Source organism: Cyanobium sp. N5-Cardenillas, assembly GCF_024345515.1.
Classification (GTDB): Bacteria; Cyanobacteriota; Cyanobacteriia; order PCC-6307; family Cyanobiaceae; genus Cyanobium.
Window position 1 is genome coordinate 1 of the sequence record NZ_JAGQBG010000183.1, and the last position, 6,399, is coordinate 6,399.

Annotated in this window: 5 protein-coding genes; all 5 read left to right on the forward strand. The window is 72.7% G+C overall.

Going from position 1 to position 6,399, the window contains the following annotated elements:
* On the forward strand, window positions 1-829 hold an 829-nt coding region (locus KBZ04_RS13170), incomplete at its 5' end, for a glycosyltransferase family 2 protein (RefSeq protein WP_254992361.1).
* Window positions 826-2,151, forward strand: a complete 1,326-nt coding sequence (locus KBZ04_RS13175) for a glycosyltransferase family 4 protein (protein WP_254992362.1) — start codon at window positions 826-828, stop codon at window positions 2,149-2,151. The genes KBZ04_RS13170 and KBZ04_RS13175, both read left to right, overlap by 4 nt.
* On the forward strand, window positions 2,144-4,165 hold the full coding sequence (locus tag KBZ04_RS13180) for a glycosyltransferase family 2 protein (RefSeq protein ID WP_254992363.1): 2,022 nt from the start codon (window positions 2,144-2,146) through the stop codon (window positions 4,163-4,165). Before KBZ04_RS13175 ends, KBZ04_RS13180 begins: the two co-directional genes overlap by 8 nt.
* Window positions 4,166-4,169: 4 nt before the next feature.
* A complete protein-coding gene (locus KBZ04_RS13185; RefSeq protein ID WP_254992364.1) occupies window positions 4,170-5,105 on the forward strand; it encodes a glycosyltransferase family 2 protein in 936 nt (311 codons plus the stop codon).
* Window positions 5,102-6,399 (forward strand): glycosyltransferase family 2 protein (locus tag KBZ04_RS13190; RefSeq protein ID WP_254992365.1); only part of this gene is annotated, 1,298 nt, incomplete at its 3' end. The genes KBZ04_RS13185 and KBZ04_RS13190, both read left to right, overlap by 4 nt.

Sequence of the window (6,399 nt, forward strand, 5' to 3'; positions counted from 1 at the left end):
TGGCAGCCGCCGCCGCATCCCCAGGGTGCTGCTGCCGCCGCGGCGGCCGCTCGGCGATCGCTTCAGCTTCGCGATCACCACCTTCGAGGCCCGCTACGAGACCTATTTCCGTCCCCTCTACCGCTCCCTGCGGCGAAGCTTTCCCGAGGTGCCGATCCTGGTGGCCGTCAACGGACATGGTGATCAGGCCAGCCAGAGCCGCTATCTGGAACGGATCTGCCGCGAGCTGGCCAGCGGCGAGCCGCCCCATCGCCGCTTCCTGCTGCACGATCGGGTGGTGGGGCTCTGCCAGCTCTGGAACGAGCTGCTCCAGGCCAGCCCGACGGCCACCACCCTGGTGCTCAACGACGATCTGCGCATCGACCCCTACCTGCGGCGCTGGGCGGAAGCCATGGCGTGGGACACCGTGGATCTGACCCTGCTCAACAACACCTGGTCCCACTTCGCCATCGGTCGCCACTGCTGGCAGCAGGTCGGCGCCTTCGACCAGAGCTTCAGCGGCATCGGCTTCGAGGACATGGACTACACCGCCCGGGCTTCGCTGGCGGGGGTGCGGATCGTGGGCACGGACTGCCCCTATCTGCACCATGCGAACGACCAACCCACCACCACCTCCTTCGACGGCCAGTCAGAGCGCGTCTGGGGCAAGTACACCTCCGCCAACCAGGAGGTGTTCGTCCGCAAGTGGGAACGGTGCCCGGAGCCGGAGGGGACCTACATCCGGCAGCTCGGCCACCACGTGCGCCCGATCGCCCCCCTGCCGCCCCTGCCCGTGCCGCCCCTGAACCCATCCGGGCCGGGGATCGTGCACCTGGATCGAACACCATGAAGGTGCTGGTGTTCGCCCCCTCCGCCTACCTGCTCGGCGGGGTCCAGGACTGGCTGGCGAACCTGGTGCCGGGCCTGAGGGACGGCGGGCTGGAGGTGACGGTGGTGGTGCCTGACGGCGACCACCACCGCCATGGCCCCTACGCCCGGGCCTATCCAGCGTTGGCGGCTGAACCGATCGTCAACCCCAGCGGCAGCGCCGAAGGCAGGATCCGCGCCATCGCCGCCCTGCTCGGCCGGCTCGACCCGGAGCTCGTGCTCGGCGTCAACCTGGTCGATCTCTACCCCGCGGCCCTGCGGGCCCGGCGCCAGGGCCGGTTCCACGGACGGGTGGTGATGACCCTGCATGCGCTGCAGGCCTCCTATCTCGACGACCTGCGGCGACACGGGGCCGGCATCGATGCGGTGATCGCCACCAATCGGCTGGCCTGCCGACTGGCGAGCGAACGGGGCGGGATGGACGCCAACCGGGTCCTCTACGCCCCCTATGGCGTGCCGGTGCCGCCCTGGCGGCCCCCCAGCGGCGATCCGACCGCCACCTTGAAGCTGGCCTGGGTGGGCCGGCTGGAGCAGGCCCAGAAGCGGGTGCATGATCTGCCGCCCCTGCTGGCGGCGCTCAAGAGTCTGGGCATCGACCTGCAGCTCAGCATCGCCGGCGATGGCGTGGAGCGCCCGGCCCTGGAACGATCCCTGGCGCCCTGGATCGCAAGCGGCCGGGTGCGGTTGCTCGGCCACATCGGCCAGCACCAACTTGAGGACCAGATCTATGGCCAGCACCATGCCCTGGTGATCACTTCCGCCTGGGAGACGGGCCCGATCGTCGCCTGGCAGGCCATGGCCAGCGGCATGGCGGTGGTGAGCAGCCGCTATGTGGGGTCGGGCCTGGAGGGCGCCCTGGAGCACGACGCCACGGCCCTGCTGTTTCCCTGTGGCGATACGGACGCCGCGGCGGGCGAGCTGGCGCGGCTGCGGGAGCCGGCCCTGCTGGAGCGGCTGTCCAGGGCCGGTCACGCCCTGGTGTCCGGGCGCTACAGCGAGGCGGCGTCCCTGGGGGCCTGGCGGCGGGCGCTCGGACAGGCGTTGGCGCTCCCCCCGCTGGCGGCGGGCCCTGAGGAAGCGGCGCCAGCCCCCGCGGGGCGGCTGGATCGCTGGCTGGGGCGCCGCCGCGGCGAGGATCTGCGCCGGCTGCTGGGGCAGCGCTTCCACCATCGCAGCGCCGGCAGCGAGTGGCCCCATGCCGGCGGTGCCAGCGACAGGGCGGCGGAAGCCGCACTGCTGGCAGCGGCGGGCCGGCTCGACCATCCCGATGATCCCCATGGCTGACGCGGCGGGAGCCTCGCGGAAGGAGTGGCTGGGCGTCTGGCTCAAGGAGCGGCTGCGTTACGAGTGGCTGCTGGGCCGGCCGGCCCCGGCCCAGCTGGCGATCGCCAACCGCCACGAGCGGCTGGAGGCGGCCCCCGATGGCCGCGGCCAGGCCTGTCTGTGGCGTCACACATCCCGCCTGCACGCCCCGCGCCTGCAGCCGGAACTGGGACGGCGCCTGCTGCGCCGCTGCCTGGCGGCGGCACCGATCCGGCGCCGCAGCGCCCCCCTCTGGGGTGAGGGGCCACCGGAGCTGAGCGTGCTGATCGGCCACCGGGGGCTCGAGCGGCTGCCCCTGCTGCTGGCCACCCTGGAGTCCCTGGCCGCCCAGGAGGACGTGTGGCTCGAATGCCTGGTGATCGAGCAGGACAGCGAGCCCCGCATCGCCGACCGGCTTCCCCCCTGGGTGCGCCACGTCCATGGGCCCCTGCCGGACCCCGCCGCCCCCTACAACCGCTCCCACACCTTCAACCTCGGCGCCCGCGAGGCCCGCGCTCCGGTGCTGCTCCTGCACGACAACGACATGCTCGTGCCCACCGGCTACGCCCGTCGCCTGCTGGAGCGGATCGCCCGCGGCTACGCGGTGGTGAACCCGAAGCGGTTCGTCTTCTACCTCGATGAGCCCCACAGCGCGGCGGTGCTGGCCGGCTCGGGCGCCTATGACGCGCGACCGGCGGAGGCGATCGTGCAGAACCTGGAGGCCGGCGGCTCGATGGCCATCACCGCCGAGGCCTATGCCGCCATCGGCGGGATGGATGAGGGCTTCGTCGGCTGGGGCGGCGAGGACAACGAGTTCTGGGACCGCTGCCTCACCCGGCCCACCTGGATCTGGGGCTACGAGCCGATCGTGCACCTCTGGCACCGCGGCCAGCCCCTCAAGCACCAGCGGGACAACCCCAACCTGGAGCGGGCCCGCGCCGTGATGCGGCGTCCCGCCCTCGAGCGCATCGCCGCCCTGCGGCCCGCCCCGGTGCCCAGCCTGGTCAGCACGATCATCCCGGTGCACAACCGCGCCGCCCTGCTGCGCGAAGCGGTGGCCAGCGTGCTGGCCCAGGACCACCGGCCGATCGAGATCGTCATCGTCGACGACGGCTCCAGCGACGACACCGGCGCCGTGGCCGATGGCCTGGCCGCCGCCCATCCGCTGATCATCCGTGTGATCCACCAGCCCAACGGCGGTCCCGGCGCCGCCCGCCAGCGGGGCCTCGACCACTGCCGCGGCGAATTCGTGCAGTACCTCGACAGCGACGACCTGCTGCTGCCCGGCAAGTTCAGCGCCCAGGTGGCGGCCCTGCAGCGATCTGCCGAGGCCCGAATCGCCTATGGCCCCAGCCTGGAGGAGGACCATTCCCGGCGCCCGATCCAGCGCCGCGGACCGATGCGGGCCACCGGCACGCCCCTGGAGCGCCTGTTCCCGCTGCTGCTGCTGGAGCGCTGGTGGACCACCAGCTGTCCGCTGTATCGGCGCGAGCTGCTCGACCGCATCGGCCCCTGGCAGCCCTGGATCAACGAGGAGGACTGGGAGTACGACGGCCGGGCCGGGGCGACCGGGGCGCCCCTGGTGTGGGTGCCGGTGCCGGTGTCGGTGCGGCGGATCCACATGGGCGACGACCACCTCAGCGACCGGGGCCACCTCGACCCCCGCAAGCTGGCGGACCGGGCCCGGGCCCAGGAATCGCTGCTGCGCAGCGCCCTGGCCGCCGGCGTCGACCGCCGCGGCCCCGAGATGGCGCGATTTTCCCGCTCCGCCTTCCTGCTCAGCCGCCAGTGCGGCGCCGCCGGCGCGGAGCAAGCCTCCCGCCAGCTGTTCCAGCTGGCCAGGCGGACCGGGGCCTGGCAGGGGGGCCGTCGACTGGAATTCCTCCTCTACGGACTGATGGCCAGGGTTCTGGGCTGGGGGCGGGCGGCCCGGCTGAGCATGGGGGTCCGGACACGGCTGCAGCCTGGATCCCGCCCAGGGGGGAACATGACCTGAGGTGATGCAGGAGCCTGTGGAGCACGAATCCGGCACGGCACCGCAGGTGTCCGTCGTGATGGGCGTTCGCAATGGCGGCGCCGGTCTCACCGCCACGCTCGATTCCCTGACCAGCCAGGAGGGGGTGAGCCTGGAGGTGGTGGTCGTCAACGACGGCTCCAGCGACGACACCGGCGCCCTGCTGGCGGCGCGGGCCGCCGCCGACCCGCGGCTGCGGGTGCTGGAGCGGCCGGGCCGGGGCCTGACCCGCTCCCTGATCGAGGGCTGCCAGCTGGCCCGCGGCGCCTTCATCGCCCGCCATGACGCCGGCGACATCTCTCTGCCGGGGCGGCTGCTGCGGCAGGTGCGCTGCCTCGAGGAGAACCCGGACGCCAGCCTCTGCTCCACCCATGTGCGCCTGGTGGTGCCGGAAGGGGCGACCGTGCGGGTGAACGCTCCGGAGCCAGGGGAGCTCGCCGACGGCCTCACCGGACCCGCCATCCACGGCTCGGTGATGATGCGGCGCAGCTCCTATGAGCGTGCCGGAGGTTATCGGCCGATGTTCTATTTCGCCCAGGACATCGATCTCTGGAGCCGCATGGTGGAGCTCGGCAGCCACCTGGTGGTGCCGGAGGTGCTCTACGAGGCCACCCTCTCCCCCGGATCAATCAGCGGCTCCCGGCGCCGGGAGCAGGAGGCCTTCCATGCCCTGATCGTGGCGGCCACCCGGGCCCGCCGCGGCGGGCAGCCGGAGGCTCCCGTCCTGCAGGAGGCCGAGGCCCTGAGTGAGCGTTGCCGCGGCCTGCGGGCCCAGCCGCGCCGGCAGGCCGATGGGGCCTACTTCATCGGCGCCTGCCTCAGCCGCGAGCGTCCGGACCTGGCCCGTCAGTACCTGCGCCAGGCCCTGGCCCTCAACCCCTGGCATCTCAAGGCCCGGCTCAAGCTGGCCGCCTTGCCATGACCCTCAGCGTCGCCATTCCCACCTTCGGCCGCGATCAGGTGCTGATCGACAGCGTCGCCGCCCTTCTGGCCCTGGATCCACCCCCCTTCGAGCTGCTGGTGGTCGACCAGACGCCCCGCCACGATCCCGACTGCGAAGCGCGCCTGGGCGCCTGGCAGGCAGAGGGACGGATCCGATGGCTGCGGCTGCCGACCCCTTCGATCACCGGCGCCATGAACGTGGCCCTCCAGGAGGCCCGGGGCGATCGGGTGCTGTTCCTCGACGACGACATCCTGCCGGACCCGGAGCTGCTCAACGCCCACGAACGGGCCGGCGGGGCCGACCCCGACGCCATGCTGGCCGGGCGGGTGCTGCAGCCCTGGCACCGGGGCGAAAGTGATCCGGAGGAGGGGCCGTTCCTGTTCAACAGCCTGCGGCCCCGCGCCGTTGAGGAGTTCATGGGGGGCAACGTGGCCATCCCCCGGCGGCTGGCCCTGGAACTGGGCGGCTTCGACCAGAACTTCGTGCGGGTGGCCTATCGCTTCGAGGCCGAATTCGCCTTTCGCTGGCGCCAGGCCGGCCATCCGATCCAGTACGTGCCCGGTGCCCTGATTCACCACCTCCGGGCCGAGCGGGGCGGCACCCGCAGCTACGGCAAGCACCTCACCACCGTCAATCCCGACCATGCCGTGGGGCGCTACTACTTCCAGCTGCGCACCCAGCCGCTGCCGGCGGCCCTGGCGGGCTGCCTGGGCGGCTGGCTGGGGTCGGTGCGCAGCCGCCACCACCTGCGCCATCCCTGGTGGATCCCCCCCACCCTGATTGCCGAAGGGCGCGGCCTGCTCTGGGCCCTGCGCCTGCAGGCCAAAGGGCCGGCCCTGCTGCCCAGCCGCCGGCGGCGGCTGCTGATCGCCGGCAGCCACCCGGTGCAGTACCAGACGCCCCTGTTCCAGACCCTCGCCGCCGCCCCCGACGTGGCCACGGACGTGCTTTACCTCACCCTTCCGGATGCCCGCACCCAGGGGCTGGGATTCGGCGTCTCCTTCGAGTGGGACGTGCCGCTGCTGGAGGGCTACCCCTGGCACCGGGCCGCCAGTGGCCGGGGTCGCGGCATCACCTCCGGCTACCGGGGCGTCTGGCTCACCCGGCCCCTAGGGGAACTGGGGTTCGGTCCGGCCCGGCAGCGGCCCGATGCCCTGCTGCTCACCGGCTGGCACTTCCTGGGCATGGTGCAGCTGTTCATCGCCGCCCGGCTGCAGGGCCTGCCGGTGCTGCTGCGGATGGATTCCAATGCCTTCCGGCCCAGGCCCTGGCC

Bases quoted from the DNA above. Each gene is read 5' to 3' on its own strand.
- KBZ04_RS13180 (WP_254992363.1), top strand. From the start codon at position 2,144: ATGGCTGACGCGGCGGGAGCCTCGCGGAAGGAGTGGCTGGGCGTCTGG.
- KBZ04_RS13175 (WP_254992362.1), top strand. From the start codon at position 826: ATGAAGGTGCTGGTGTTCGCCCCCTCCGCCTACCTGCTCGGCGGGGTC.
- KBZ04_RS13185 (WP_254992364.1), top strand. From the start codon at position 4,170: ATGCAGGAGCCTGTGGAGCACGAATCCGGCACGGCACCGCAGGTGTCC.